This is a genomic window from Paenibacillus sp. 32O-W (assembly GCF_007679495.1).
Taxonomy (GTDB): Bacteria; Bacillota; Bacilli; order Paenibacillales; family NBRC-103111; genus Paenibacillus_L; species Paenibacillus_L residui.
Genome location: NZ_VEGP01000006.1, coordinates 129,394 through 143,339 on the forward strand (window position 1 = coordinate 129,394; position 13,946 = coordinate 143,339).

11 protein-coding genes and 1 riboswitch are annotated in these 13,946 nt (G+C 50.5%); of the genes, 2 read left to right on the top strand and 9 right to left on the bottom strand.

Annotation, left to right across the window (positions count from 1 at the left end; translation table 11 throughout):
* Window positions 1-73: 73 nt before the first annotated feature.
* The gene (locus tag FS806_RS04290; protein ID WP_144933376.1) at window positions 74-1,249 is read right to left on the bottom strand and encodes a D-alanyl-D-alanine carboxypeptidase family protein; all 1,176 of its coding nucleotides are present in this window, start codon (window positions 1,247-1,249) and stop codon (window positions 74-76) included.
* A gap of 202 nt (window positions 1,250-1,451) precedes the next feature.
* Between FS806_RS04290 and hmpA the strand changes: the two genes are divergently transcribed.
* On the top strand, window positions 1,452-2,699 hold the full coding sequence (gene hmpA, locus FS806_RS04295; protein WP_144933377.1) for an NO-inducible flavohemoprotein: 1,248 nt from the start codon (window positions 1,452-1,454) through the stop codon (window positions 2,697-2,699).
* A gap of 191 nt (window positions 2,700-2,890) precedes the next feature.
* Here the strand turns inward: hmpA and FS806_RS04300 are convergent, their stop codons facing one another.
* From FS806_RS04300 to pdhA, 5 genes are all read right to left on the bottom strand, one after another.
* Window positions 2,891-3,391 carry a Crp/Fnr family transcriptional regulator gene (locus tag FS806_RS04300; protein ID WP_144933378.1) on the bottom strand — a complete coding sequence of 167 codons (501 nt, stop codon included), beginning with the start codon at window positions 3,389-3,391 and terminating at the stop codon, window positions 2,891-2,893.
* Between the two features lie 104 nt (window positions 3,392-3,495).
* On the bottom strand, window positions 3,496-4,905 hold the full coding sequence (gene lpdA / locus FS806_RS04305) for a dihydrolipoyl dehydrogenase (RefSeq protein ID WP_144933379.1): 1,410 nt from the start codon (window positions 4,903-4,905) through the stop codon (window positions 3,496-3,498).
* Window positions 4,906-4,910: 5 nt separating this feature from the next.
* Window positions 4,911-6,230: a dihydrolipoamide acetyltransferase family protein gene (locus tag FS806_RS04310; protein WP_144933380.1), complete on the bottom strand. Its 1,320-nt coding sequence runs from the start codon at window positions 6,228-6,230 to the stop codon at window positions 4,911-4,913.
* 198 nt (window positions 6,231-6,428) lie between these two features.
* Complete coding sequence (locus tag FS806_RS04315) at window positions 6,429-7,409, bottom strand: alpha-ketoacid dehydrogenase subunit beta (RefSeq protein ID WP_144933381.1); 981 nt, start codon at window positions 7,407-7,409, stop codon at window positions 6,429-6,431.
* 70 nt (window positions 7,410-7,479) lie between these two features.
* A complete protein-coding gene (gene pdhA / locus FS806_RS04320; RefSeq protein ID WP_144933382.1) occupies window positions 7,480-8,568 on the bottom strand; it encodes a pyruvate dehydrogenase (acetyl-transferring) E1 component subunit alpha in 1,089 nt (362 codons plus the stop codon).
* Window positions 8,569-8,858: 290 nt separating this feature from the next.
* Here pdhA and FS806_RS04325 point away from each other — a divergent pair, with 290 nt between their 5' ends.
* Entirely contained in the window at window positions 8,859-9,587 is a 729-nt protein-coding gene (locus tag FS806_RS04325; RefSeq protein ID WP_144933383.1) for an alpha/beta hydrolase, read from the top strand.
* A 34-nt stretch (window positions 9,588-9,621) separates the two neighbouring features.
* On the opposite strand, the gene FS806_RS04330 is transcribed toward FS806_RS04325, so the two are convergent.
* From FS806_RS04330 to FS806_RS04340, 3 genes are all read right to left on the bottom strand, one after another.
* A complete protein-coding gene (locus tag FS806_RS04330) occupies window positions 9,622-10,458 on the bottom strand; it encodes a lipoate--protein ligase family protein (RefSeq protein ID WP_186328194.1) in 837 nt (278 codons plus the stop codon).
* Window positions 10,459-10,747: 289 nt separating this feature from the next.
* Entirely contained in the window at window positions 10,748-12,097 is a 1,350-nt protein-coding gene (locus FS806_RS04335) for a pyrimidine-nucleoside phosphorylase (protein WP_144933385.1), read from the bottom strand.
* Window positions 12,098-12,634: 537 nt separating this feature from the next.
* Window positions 12,635-13,414, bottom strand: a complete 780-nt coding sequence (locus tag FS806_RS04340) for a C40 family peptidase (protein WP_260981971.1) — start codon at window positions 13,412-13,414, stop codon at window positions 12,635-12,637.
* A gap of 105 nt (window positions 13,415-13,519) precedes the next feature.
* Window positions 13,520-13,665, bottom strand: a riboswitch (cyclic di-AMP (ydaO/yuaA leader).
* Between the last annotated feature and the right edge of the window lie 281 nt (window positions 13,666-13,946).

A 13,946-nucleotide genomic window follows, 5' to 3' on the forward strand; every position in this document is an offset into this window, starting at 1 on the left:
GACAAAACTAGAAGAAAAGCGATAGAAGTAGAAGGAATGCGATAGAATCCGACAAAGCTTGGCATTTTGGATATCAATCGAGGAAGAATAACCCTCCCATGGTTCGCTTAAGCATATCCCACCAGTTGGCTTTGCCGATATCCATCGGAGAATAAAGCGGGAACTCTTTAATCTGCTGGTCTGCCTTGTACACAACAATCTTTCCGATTTCCTGTCCGGATTTGATCGGAGCCTTCAGCTCAGTATTTAACTGCACCTCATGCCGGATGCCTTCGCTTACTTCGCCCTTCTTAAGCAGCACACCATACTGATGCTTGGCGGTCAGAGGGATTAGCTTGTGCTTGCCTTTATTGACTTTCAGCTCGCCCAGGCTGTCTCCGGCTTTGATGATAGGATAATTCGTATACTGTGAGAAGGCGTAATCGAACAGCTTGGTCACTTCCGCATTGCGGGTTTTCGTATTTGGTTCTCCGAGAACGACGGCAATGACCCGGAAGTTGTCTTTCTTCGCAGTGGCCGACAAGCAGAATTTGGCTTCGCTTGTATAGCCCGTCTTAAGACCATCCACTCCTTCGTAGAAGCGGACCAGCTTGTTCGTATTGACCAGCCAGAAAGGCTTGGCCGTATCTTTGCGCAGGTAATCCTGATACATTCCGGTAAATTTCGTTATTTCCTCATGCTTCATCAATTCTCTGGACATGATGGCAATATCATGAGCAGTCGTATAATGCTCGGCCGCAGGCAGTCCGTTCGGATTGACGAAATGCGTGTTTTTCATCCCTAATTGCTTGGCTCTTTCATTCATTTTTTGCACGAAGGCTTCTTCGGAGCCGGAAATTTTCTCGGCAATGGCTACGGAAGCGTCATTCGCCGAGGCCATCGCGATTCCCTTAAGCATATCTTCCACAGTCATTTCTTCGCCGGCCTCCAGAAAAATCTGGGAGCCTCCCATGGAAGCCGCATATTCGCTGGTCCGCACCTTGTCGGTCATCTGCAGGCTGCCTTCGTCCAAAGCTTCCATAACCAGAAGCATGGTCATGATTTTAGTAATGCTTGCCGGGGGCAGCTTCTCATCTTTATTCTTTTCAAAGATGATCGTACCGGTATCGACATCCATTAATATAGCGGATCGGGCGCCGGGGGTTAAATCGATGGCCCCGCTCTGTTTCTCTTCGGCATTGGCGACAGGCATTAAGGCCGTAAATAACAAAGCCGCTCCCAGCGCACTAGAAATCCATTTTTTCAACATGAACATTCCCCTTCCTGGTTCTGCATGGCTCGAAGAAATCATTGTTTCTCCCATTGTTGACCAAAAAGACGCAAATTATTCCAGAGTAAGACCGAATTCAGTCACAGAGCGTTCATTTCTGAAGTGATCTGGATCACACGCGGGTAAACTATGAAACGTTATACTGAAATCAGTTCAATCCCTTGAAAGGAGAAGATACATTATGCTTAGTCAACAGACCATAGAGACGATTAAAGCCACCGTGCCTGTCCTGCAGGAACGCGGAGAGGAAATCACCGGGCGTTTTTATAAACTGATGTTTGCCAATCATCCGGAATTGTTAAACATCTTCAACCACGCGAATCAGCATAAAGGAAGACAGCAAGCGGCTCTCGCACAGGCCGTTCTGGCCGCCGCGCAAAATATCGATAAATTGGAGGCCATTCTTCCCGCCGTTATCCAGATCGCTCATAAGCACCGGAGTCTGGGCGTGCTTCCGGAGCATTATCCGATAGTCGGCAAGCATCTGCTGCTCGCCATTCAAGATGTTCTCGGGGAGCTGGCTAGCGAGGAAATAATTCAGGCGTGGACCGAGGCCTATGAAACGATTGCTCAGGCGTTCATTCAGGTGGAGAAAGGAATGTATGAGGAAAGCTCCCGGCAGCCGGGAGGCTGGGAGGGCTTCCGGGAGTTCAAAGTCATCCGGAAGATAAAGGAGAGCGAAGTGATTACCTCCTTCTATCTGCAGCCTGCCGACAATGGGGAACTGGCTTCCTTTGAACCGGGGCAATACGTCAGCGTGAAGCTGGAGATTCCGGGGCAGCAATATACCCATATCCGCCAGTACAGCCTGTCGGATAAGCCGGGAACCGGTTATTATCGGATCAGTGTCAAGAGAGAGGATGGGATTGACGGAAAACCTGACGGAGTGGTCTCCCATTACCTTCATCATTCTGTTCAAGAAGGAGACATATTGGCGCTTAGCGCTCCGGCCGGCCACTTTACAATGGATCGCCAATCGGAACGGCCGATCGTGCTGATCAGCGGAGGAGTCGGTCTGACCCCGATGATCTCCATGCTGAATTCGTTGGCCGCTTCACCTAATAACCGTCCGACGACGTTCTTCATCCATGCCGCCCGAAATTCGTCCACTCATGCCATGAAGGAGCATGTTGCCCGTCTGACCGCCGAGAACGACTGGCTTCGTTCCTATGTTTGCTATTCTCGGCCGACTGCGGAAGACCGGAGTAACGGGTTGTATGACAAGGATGGAAACATCGATCTTCCTTGGCTGCAAAGCATAGTTCCGGGAACGGACTGTGACTTTTATCTTTGCGGACCGGTGCCCATGCTTCGTACGGTTTACCGTGCGCTGGCAGAATGGGGAGTAGCCGCCGATAGAATCCACTATGAATGCTTCGGGCCGGATATTGCTTTGGCCAGCGAGGTTCGGACGGAAAGCGTCCGCTGATGAATCACCTATATTACCAATAAAAAGCCGTCTTAAGACTCCTGCTGTTCATTAGCTGGTTTCTTAAGACGGCTTATTTACAAGCTTTCCGTTTCGCAATAAAACGTTCTCTATCTTGGCAATAGGAACAGCTTGAAGGTTAATACTTTTTCCGCTTATATAATACCGACAAAACAGGTATCTGGCTACCATCAGAGGGAATGCTTCTTAAGTAATCTATTAACGGTTTCCCTACGGATACCGATCCATTGCCCGATTTCCTCTTGGGTCAGAACGTCACTGACCGGAACCTCTTGAATATACTCGGCGAACCAGTTCTGGAACATGCTCAGCCGATCCGAGGGAGAAATGGTGGTCAAATGATCCATTCGCTGCTGCATCATTCTTAGCTTTTGCTGCAGTAAAAGAGCGACCTCCCGGTACTTCTCCGGATTGCGCTCCAGCTTGCCATACCATTCCTCCGCCGGAATCGGCTCCACCTCGCTGGTTACGATCGCCACAGCCGTTCCGTGATACGGATTTTGGGAGATTAAAGAATGATGGGGTATCGTTTCCCCTGGAACAATGATATTCATCAACAATTCCGATCCATTCTGATGGACCCGGACGATCTTCAGCATCCCGCTCTTGAGATGATACAAGGACCCTGTCTCCCCTTGACGAAACAGCACCTCTCCTTTATGCAGCAGCAATGAAATCCCTCCCAATCTTTCGGCCAAGTCGTATCTGAATTAAGATCAACATGGAAAGACCAACCTTGCGGTTGGTCTGTAGGAATCCATGTTGTTGTCGTGCGTTATATTTTAATATGAATCGGGTGTCCGAGAGCGACCTCCGAAGCTTCCATCACAATTTCGCCTAATGTAGGATGGGCATGAATCGTCAGGGCGATGTCCTCGAGAGTTGCCCCCATTTCGATAGCCAGTCCCAGTTCTGCGATAATGTTGGATGCCTCCGCACCAACGACTTGTGCGCCAAGCACAAGACCATTTTCCTTGTTCGCAATCACTTTAACATATCCTTCCGTAGCGTTCAAGGACAATGCCCGTCCGTTAGCGGCAAACGGGAATTTGCCCACGGATACGTTGATTCCCTTTTCCTTGGCTTCGGATTCGCTCATGCCGACGCTGGCAATCTCGGGATCGGAGAATACGACCAGCGGAATCGCACGGTAATCTACAACGCTTGGCAAGCCGGCAATGGATTCTGCCGCCACTTTGCCCTCATACGAAGCTTTATGGGCAAGCGCCGGACCGGCAACGATGTCGCCGATAGCATAAATATGCGGAATGCTGGTTCTGCCTTGCTCGTCAACTTCGATCATGCCGCGATCCGTCATCTTGATTCCGATCAGATCCAGACCAAGCTCGCCATCGGTGTTCGGACGGCGGCCTACTGTCACCAGTACGTATTCGGCAGTAACCTGCTTTTCTTCTCCATTAACCGTAAATGTAACGGTAGCGTCCTTATCCGTTTGTTCGCAGCCTTGGGCCAGAGCGTTGGTATGAATATCGACGCCGGATTTCTTCAACTTGCGGGACACCAGCTGTGTCAAATCCTTCTCAAAACCTGGGAGAATCGTGTCCGAACCTTCCAGCACAGTTACCTTGGTACCGAACTTGGCGAACGTTTGGCCTAACTCGATTCCGATGTAGCCTCCTCCGATAACGACCAGGCTCTTCGGAATTTCACCGAGCTCCAGAGCTTCGGTAGAGGACAGGATACGCCCCCCGTATGGGAATGTCTTCAGTTCGATCGGACGAGAGCCCGTCGCAATGATGCAATGCTTGAAACGGTAACGGGGAGACTCGCTTTCGTTAAACAAGCGTGCTTCGTTCTCGTTGATGAACATAACTTCGCCGTTAAAGGTCTGAACCTTGTTCCCTTTAAGCAGGGAAGTGACTCCACCGGTCAGCTTGTTAACGACCGAGGACTTCCATTGCTGAACTTTCGCGAAATCAACCTTGATTCCTTCCGCCGAAATTCCGATATCGCCATTCTGCATCGTTTCATATTGATGGGCTGCAGAAATAAGCGCTTTGGATGGAATACATCCGCGGTTCAGACAAACGCCTCCGAAGTCAGACTTATCGGCGATCATCACGCTTTTACCTAACTGGGCAGCGCGGATGGCGGCTACATAACCGCCAGGCCCCGCACCAATAACTAGAACATCAATATCGATAGACGCATCTCCGACTACCATAGTTATTACACCTCCATGACCAGCAGCTCAGGATCGGACAACAGCTGCTTGATATAATTCATGCAATTTTGAGCGGTGGCTCCATCAATAATGCGATGGTCGAAGCTAAGCGACAATGCCATAACCGGTGCGGCTACAATCTCGCCATTCTTCACTACCGGCTTCTCGGATATCCGTCCGGTTCCGAGGATCGCCACTTCCGGGAAGTTGATAACCGGGGTGAAGAACATTCCTCCGGCAGAACCGATATTCGTGATCGAAATCGTGCTTCCCTTCATCTCGTGGGGTGCGAGCTTGCCTTCACGTCCGCGGGTGGCCAAATCTTTAATTTCCGAGGCGATCGTCCAGACATTCTTACGGTCTGCATCGTGAATCACCGGAACGAGCAAGCCGTTATCCGTATCGGTCGCAATCCCGATATTGTAGTACTTCTTGTACACAATTTCGTTCTTCTCTTCGTCGATCATCGCATTCATGACCGGGAACTGTCTGACCGCAGCCACAAGAGCCTTGACGATAAACGGAAGGTAAGTCAGCTTGACGCCCCTCTGCTCGGCGAGTGCCTTGCCTTTCTGACGCAGCGCCACAAGCTGGGATACGTCCACTTCGTCCATAATAGTGACATGAGGTGCCGTATATACCGACTTGGACATGGCGTTGGCGATCACTTTGCGGATACCTTTGAACGGAACGCGTTCTTCGATCCGGTCTCCCGCTACAACGGTCGCAGCCGCAGCACCTGCTGCCGGAGCAGCCGCCTCTGCCGGCTTGTCCGCGACAGCCTGGCCTCCGCCCGCTGCGAAAGCTTCCACATCCTCGCGGGTGACTCGCCCGTTCTTGCCGGTAGCCGGGACATCGGCGATATTAATACCTTTCTCCCTGGCCAGCTTGCGAACGCTAGGCGTTGCCAGCACCTCCTTCGCAGAAGCCGCCGGCTTGGCGTTCGTACCCTGTCCGGCCTGACCCTCGGAAGCATCCGCCTTGGCCGTATTCTCCACGTTGTCAACGACCGCTTCGCCTATATTATCTTCTACTTTTTCTTCAGCGGTTCCTTCCGTATCGCCATGATCCGGGGGAAGATCGCCTTCCGCATCGATGACAGCCACTACCTGACCGACTGTACATACTTGCCCTTCCTGTACTTTCACCTCAACGACGGTACCGTTAACCGGACAAGGCACCTCAACAACCGCCTTATCGTTCTGCACGTCCATAATGATATCATCGTCTGTTATTTTATCGCCAGGCTTGATGTGAAGCTTGACAATTTCACCTTCGTGCAGGCCTTCCCCGAGCTCAGGGAATCTGTATTGAAACATGGCCATGGCCCCTACCTCCTTGATCGTTATGCATGAAACTAATTCCGTTCGCCCCTATGTAGGGTTATTTAAACATTCTGCTCGGCTTCCTTGCCCATTCCGACTTCCTAGGTGCATTCCTGTGCAAGCAAGCGAAATTTAGACGCATCCGCATTCCTTCGGATACGTCTCTTACTGATAGAAAGGCTGACTTGTCCAATCCGGTTAAAATTCAAGAACTTCATTAATCCCTGCAATAATGCGAGCCGGATTCGGAAGCCATTGATCCTCGATAAGAGCGAAAGGATATACGGTATCCGGAGGCGCTACGCGCAGAACCGGCGCTTCCAGATGAAGAATCGCTTTTTCATTGATCTGCGCGATGACTTCTGCAGCTACGCCGGACGTTTTCTGTGCTTCCTGAACAACGATAGCGCGGTTCGTTTTCTTAATCGACTCCACAATGGTATCGATATCGATCGGCATGATTGTCCGCAGGTCGATAACCTCGACTTTAACCCCTTTCGTCTTCTCCAGCTCTTCCGCCGCCTTGAGCGAAGTATGAACCATCGCCCCGTAAGTAATAATGGTGGCGTCCGTTCCTTCGCGCACGACCTTGGCCTTTCCGAGCGGTACGGTATACTCTCCTTCCGGAACATCTTCCCGGAAAGCATGGTACAGATTCAGATGCTCCATGAAAAAGACCGGATCGTTGTCACGGATCGCCGAAATAAGAAGACCCTTGGCATCATACGGGTTGGAAGGCACAACGACCTTAATACCTGGAGTTTGTACAAGCAATCCTTCCAGAGAGTCAGTATGCAGCTCGGCCGCCTTGACACCTCCTCCAAAAGGAGTACGGAATACGATTGGTGCATGGTATCTTCCGCCGGAACGGTAACGCATGCGGGCAGCTTGCACACAGATTTGGTCCATTGCTTCAAATATGAAGCCGATAAACTGAATTTCGGCAATCGGCCGGAAACCTTGCGTTCCCAAGCCGACCGCCAATCCGCCGATAGCGGATTCCGCCAGTGGAGTATCGAACACCCGCTCTTCACCGAATTCTTCCTGCAGACCTTCGGACGCACGGAATACTCCGCCGACTTTACCGACGTCTTCCCCGAACAACAGAACGTTGGGATCGCGTTTAAGTTCGACGCGCATAGCGTCTCTGATTGCTTCTTTCAAGTTCATTTGAGCCATGACTAACCCGATTCCTCCTTAGAATACCTAATCAAGCTGTTATATATTGCGTAAAGGCCTGTTTCCGGTCTTATTTTTTATTGTAATAAGCTTTCTGCTCTTCTAAATGCTGCGGTGTCGACTCGAACATGCTGTCGATCAGTCCGGGCACCGTCATTTTCTCGATTTGCTCCGCCTTCTTGATATGCTCGGCAACTGCCGCTTTCGCTTCGTCTTTGACTCGGGCATCGTCTTCCTCTGTCCACAGGCCCTTCTTGTTCAAATATTTGCGCAAGCGTTCAATCGGATCCTTCTCGCTCCATACGCCTTCCTCGTCCTTGGTCCGGTATTTCGTCGTATCGTCAGACATCGAGTGAGGACGGAAACGGTAGGTCAGGCCTTCGATCAGCGTGGCTCCTTCCCCGTTCCGGCCGCGTTCGGCTGCATCGCGTACGGCTTTAATAACGGCGAACACGTCCATTCCATCCACCTGTACGCCCTTGATTCCCGCAGCTACTGCTTTATGGGCAACCGACTGAGCCGCAGTTTGTTTGGAGAATGGGGTCGTAATGGCATAACCGTTGTTCTGGACAAAATAAATGACCGGCAGCTTGAAGACACCTGCGAAGTTCAGGCCTTCGTAGAAATCGCCTTCGGAAGAACCTCCGTCTCCGGTATAAGTAATAACGACATTTTTCTTGCCGCGCTTCTTCAATCCCATACCAATTCCGGTCGCATGCAGGATCTGGGCACCGATAATAATTTGGGGCATGAGCACGTTGACTCCTTCCGGAATCTGTCCCCCATGCTGATGGCCGCGCGAATACAAGAACGCCTGATATAACGGCAGGCCATGCCATACCAATTGAGGCATATCGCGGTAACCGGGGCAAATATAGTCTTCTTTATCCAATGCGAACTCACTGCCGACCATTGTAGCTTCCTGACCGGATACCGGCGCATAGAAACCGAGACGGCCCTGACGTCCCAAATTGACAGCCCGCTCATCCCAGGTTCTGGTGAACACCATTCTCCGCATCAGCTCTTTCAGCTCATCATCGCTCAGCTCGGGCATTTCCGCTTCATTGATAATTTCTCCATCCGGGGAGAGGATGGACAGCGGCTGAACTTCCTCCGACTGTACTTCATAAGCCTTGCTAACCTCGGAAGCTTTATTCATTACGTGCACCTCACTACTCATTTGCTTCGCACCTCGCTAGTCAATAATTGTTACGAAGAGTAATCTGTTATACAATTATTATATTACTGTCTCACTAGAATTTCCACCAAAATATAAAGTTTGTTCGATTTATAGGCTTTACTGTTTTTAAACAGTTGAAAAAAAGTTATATAACAGATGGCCGGCTAATTCATTAAAACCCCATCTAATAGCTTAGCCTCAATATTATATCATTTACCTCCCCGTTGAAAAAAATAAGACGGGAGTATAACAGGAAGGATGAATGTATCATGACCAATCCATCTATTTACCATCGCACTATCCTCAAGAAACAAATTTATTCGGCTTCCCTTCAGACGGAGAGAGAGATCTGGGTGTATTTACCTCCCGGCTATAACGAGCTGCTGACCTATCCGGTCGTTTACTGCCAGGACGGGGTCGAATTTTTGAATTATGGCCGAATTGCAACAGCAACGAATCAGCTTGTCCTAGAGGAAGACATGGAGCCCCCTATTATTGTTGGAGTACATGTCGATCTGAAAAACCGGACAGAGGAGTATTCTCCGGACGGAGAACGCTTCTCGGCTTATTGCCGTTTCTGGACGGAAGAAATGATGCCGGAAATAGAACGAAGCTTCCCGATCCGGGCTTCCGCCGAGGAAAGAATACTGGCGGGGGATTCGCTGGGGGCCACTGTCAGTCTGCATCTGGCCCTCGATCACCCTCATCTGTTCCGCAAGCTGATTTCCTTGTCCGGCGCCTTCTTGCCACCTACGCGGCAGCGCCTGACGGGCGAATCGGATCTAAGCGGGCTCGACATGTATATGTTGATCGGTCTGCAGGAAACAGAAGTGAAAACTCAGAGAGGGACCTTCGATTTCCTGGAAGCCAATCGCCTGGCCAAAGAGCTGTTGACAAGTAAAGGGGCTAATGTTTATTACGAAGAAGACGAAGGAAAGCATCTATGGGGATTCTGGCAGAAGAAGCTTCCCTCGGCATTGTATCACTTTCTGGGCTAGAACGATTATCATATACGGCGGGAGCTGCGATTATTTAACGATCGTATCGGTTTTTGAGCAGTGTCATGGTCTGTTCGATTTCCGGATTCAGCAGCTCCGCCGGTCCGATTTCCCTTAAACATCCTCCTGCTTCACGGACAACCTCCACCGTTCGCTGAGCGAAGGCTTCTGCTGAAGGCACATTCGCCAACTCCGCCAGGCTGCCCATGCTCGTGTCGCTGACTCGGGGATAAGCCAGGGCGGAATCCCCTCGGGAGGCGATCTCATAGAATCTTCTGGCGACGGAGGCGCGGTCTGTTCCCCTGCCTTCTACAACGACGAAGGCTTGGATGACGAAGCCCCGGGCTTGGCGCCGCTGCGCTATCCCGCAAAATTTCCGCCCGCCTATCGCCAGATCGTAATCCCCGGGGCAATAGGACCCCCGGATTTCCCCATCCTGCACGGAATCGGTCCATGGCGAAATGACTTGGCGGAGCAGGGAAACCATGAAACGAAAATCTTGATGGAAGTCCATCTTCCCTTCCGGGTTGGGTAGAACAAGAGACAGGTTCACCACGCCGGCATCCAGAGGAACCGCCGCCCCGCCCGAATTGCGGACGGCCGTGTCATAGCCTTCCCCTCTAAGCCAGTCCATGGCCTGCTCCGCATAAGGAAGCTTCCTGTCCCTCAAGCCGACGACAAAAGCCCGGGGATGCCTCCATATATGGAGCAGCGGCCCCGATTTCTTCTCTATTTGTCTGCACATAACCTCATCCCATGCAAAGGGAAGCAATATCGGAAAAGAACCGCCGGCTTCCTTCGCTTGGGTATGAATAACCGTCACTTTTTTCAGCCAATCCGGCTGCAGCTGTATTTGTTCTTTAATGTTCAACCTTTTCATCCCGTTCTTTTGTAAAATAATTCGCTCGGCGCAAAGCTTGTACTTCCAGTTACCCAACAGAACTTGTGATTCATTTGTCTGACTGTATGTTTTTTTTCGTATAAAACGCACTCGTTCGATCACTCTTCGCGCATTTGTATCTCTACTGACTACGCTAGGTACGGTTACGATGAAGATACTGAGATTCTTTTTTCAACAGTCTGAGATTTTCCATCCAGTTTCCTCATATTACCTCCAGGGAGTAAACTAGCTGGATGATCTCCACTAAGCTATTCGCCCCCTACTGCCAAACCTTGTCCCCGCTTTGGACCCCGTCCTTGGTAACCACGGCATAAACGAGAGGCTTGGGCTCGACCGGCCGCTCCGCCAGCCTGAAGGCGGTAAGAACCTGCTTCCCGGCCGCTTCCGCTGCTTCAGCCCGGCCTGCAGACACATGAAGCTCCGCTAACGTGTCTCCCCGGACTACCCGTTCCCCGGACCGCTTATGAAGCACGATGCCTACGCCTAAGTCGATCTTGTCCTCCTTCGTGGCCCTACCGGCCCCCAGGTTCATAGCCGCCAAGCCGATTTCCTCCGCGGCGACACTCTCGATCCAGCCCTCCCCATCCGCATGAACAGGGATGATCGTATCGGCCGCCGGAAGCTGCTCCGGGAAATCGACGATATCCGCTTTCCCTCCCTGGGCTGCGATCATTTCCTTCAGCTTATTACAGGCCGCACCGCTTGTAATAGCCTCTTCCAAAATACCTACAGCCTGGACATAATCCTTCGCCTTGCCCCCCAGCAGTAGCATATGCGCGCCCAGCATCAAGGCGACCTTCCTCAGCGGAGTGCCGGTCTCTTCTCCTTTCAGCACCCGGATCGCTTCCTTCACTTCCAGAGCATTTCCGATGGAGCTGCCCAACGGCTCGTCCATACCGGTAATGACCGCTACCGTTTCGCGCCCTACCTGCGAGCCTATGGCAACCATCGCCTCGGCCAGCTCAATCGATTCCTCCAACGATTTCATGAAGGCGCCATTGCCGGTTTTGACGTCCAGCACTATAGCATCGGCACCCGAGGCAATTTTCTTGCTCATCACCGAACTGGCTATCAGCGGGATGGAGTTGACCGTCGCCGTCACATCCCTCAAGCTGTACAGCTTTTTGTCCGCGGGTGTAATATTCCCTGTTTGGCTGATAACGGCAGCGCCAACCCGGTTGACCTGCTCCACGAATTGCTCCTTGCTCAATTCCACCCGGTATCCGGGGATCGACTCCAGCTTGTCGATGGTGCCGCCGGTATGGCCCAACCCGCGCCCGGACATCTTGGCCACAGGAACTCCCGCCGCTGCGACAAGCGGAGCAAGAATAAGCGTAGTCGTATCCCCTACACCGCCAGTGCTGTGTTTATCCACTTTTATCCCATGAATGGCGCCGAGATCCATCTGATCCCCCGAACGGGCCATTTCCATAGTCAAATCAGCGGTCTCCCTGGCGTTCATCCCTTGGAAATAAACCGCCATAGCCCATGCCGACAATTGATAATCCGGTATGGACCCGTCTGTGCAGCCCCGGATTATAAAGGCGATTTCCTCCGAATTCAATTCCCCGCCGTCCCTTTTCTTACGGATTATATCGACCGTTCTCATTGTATCCCTCCGCAGCATATATTTATCAAGGCATAGCCATCTGTGAGTTCATCCTTATTATAAACGATTTTCCGGCTGGAATCTTGCACAACACTACAACACCGCTCCAACCGGGTAACCCGAAGGGATTAATCATTCTCGAAAATTTACCTCACATTAGTCAATTGTCAAAAAAGATACGAAGTGATTTTCATGAGATGAGCGTCTATTTTTCAATTGTGTCAAATTCGTGAACAAATATCAGATTAATTTGAAATCATCGTAAAATTGAAAACATTTTGTTACTTTTATCCGTCTATATTCATGTAAGCTTTAAATAAGCTTTTGGTTTAGACCATAAGGATAAGGGTTAAAGTAAAGATAAGAAGACTTTCTAACGGAAAGATTTCCGAAGATTGTTCTTTCAGCGCTATAGCAGCTTTTCACGCATGCACTTGATGCACAGATCTTTGTTCATAAAGGTCTTCCGATTAACATATGCTTGTACAAAAAAAGACACAAGCAGGTGCATGCTTGCGTCTAATCGCTTAGTATCCATTACAATACTCTCTTGGCTCCGACATAGCGCGGACCCCAATATTTGCTGTTAAGGCTATCTACCTTAACACCAGAAGACGTTGTAGACGAAATAAATTCGTTATTGCCAATGTAAACTCCGACATGCGAGATAGAGAAGTTCTTGGTGATCGAGAAAAAGACAAGATCCCCTTCCTTCAACTCGTTAACCGAAGTGCCTGCCTCATCGTACATACTCGCAGAAGTACGAGGCAGCTCAATTCCCTCGCTTGAAAACACATAACGGATAAATCCGGAACAGTCAAACCCGCTAGGCGTGGTTCCTCCCCACTGGTAAGGGGTTCCCAGATATTCCCTTGCCTTCTCGATAACTGCCGGAGTGGTGTCGACTACCTCTTCGGCGGCTTCGGGAGGAGCAGAATACCATGCCGGAGCATGATACTTTCCATCTGCCGCAATAATTGCTATATAATTAACGTCATCCCATTGCAGCATATAACCGAACGCTCCGGATAGGAAACGCACAGGAACATATACCTGTCCGTCAACAAAATCTACTTCGGAGTCCAAAGCTACAGGTTCGTCGTTCACAATCGCTTCTTTAGAGCCGGTAACCAAAGTGATCCTCCGGCTTTCGTTAAATACCTCAGTCGTTACTTTGTCCTGCTCCTTGGACCAGTTCAACTGGTAACCAAGCTTCTCGGCAACCGGACGCAGCGGCACCATTGTCGTCCCCGTGGCATCCAGATAAGGCTGTCCCTCTTGGAAAACGACCAATTCATCATTTATTTGTACTTTCACATCAATATTCGATTCAGCCGCATCAGCCTGATGCGAAACAAATAATCCAGATAACAATAACGCGAAAGATAATGCCAGTTTCTGGCCAAAATGATTGAGCCTCAGTGTTGCTTCCTCCTTATGCCTCCGGAGTTAGTTGTCGGGTTCGGGTCGAGGATTCCCTAGCTAAAGCGTGCACCCGCAATAGCATTCACCCCATAGTGATCCCCCGTACCAGCTTGTAATAGAGCTGGATTCGGCATTTTTTTCTTTTCTTTTCTTTTCTTTTCTTTTTTAAGCTACCACATGTTGGGCCGTTGCACAATGCAAAATTTGTAAACTTTCGATTTTTTGTCACGAATATGGGAAACCTGTGAACTCGTGAACCTCCCCCACTTACTCGCTATCGCGAGTTGAAGTCGGGGCTTCTTACCACTGGCAACTTCATGTACCTATTGTAGATAGGGTTTTGCCCCATCTACTCCATATCCAAGTACGGGGTATCTGTGAAGTTGTCTTAGTAAGCAACCGATGTCTCTTGTAGACATCGGGG